We start from the raw sequence: 489 nt of genomic DNA on the forward strand, positions 1-489 counted from the left end.
CGCAAGCCAAACAGCAATTGATACCTTTACGATCACCAGTGTTGATGGTACCACTAAGAATGTGAGTTTTACCATCAACGGGACTAATGATGCTGCTGTGATTGGTACACCTACAGTCAGCACCGTGACTGAGGATGTGGGTGTGAGTGCTGGTAATTTAACCGCAGCGGGTTCGATTTCCATCACTGATGCCGATGCTGGGCAAGCGGCATTCAGCACCACGGTGACTGGTGTTGGTAGTCCTTTAGGCAGCTTGGTGTTGGCCGCCAATGGCTCTTACACTTACAGTGTGTCCAATGCCGCTGTGCAATACTTAGGTGCAAGCCAAACAGCAATTGATACCTTTACGATCACCAGTGTTGATGGTACCACTAAGAATGTGAGTTTTACCATCAACGGGACTAATGATGCTGCTGTGATTGGTACACCTACAGTCAGCACCGTGACTGAGGATGTGGGTGTGAGTGCTGGTAATTTAACCGCAGCGGG

The 489-nt window shown here is 49.3% G+C and carries 1 protein-coding gene; it reads left to right on the forward strand.

All coding sequences use genetic code 11. From position 1 onward, the window contains the following. Positions 1-489 (forward strand): VCBS domain-containing protein (locus Lwal_RS17750; RefSeq protein WP_202972560.1); only part of this gene is annotated, 489 nt, incomplete at both ends.

This window comes from Legionella waltersii, assembly GCF_001468085.1.
In the GTDB taxonomy this organism is placed as follows: domain Bacteria; phylum Pseudomonadota; class Gammaproteobacteria; order Legionellales; family Legionellaceae; genus Legionella; species Legionella waltersii.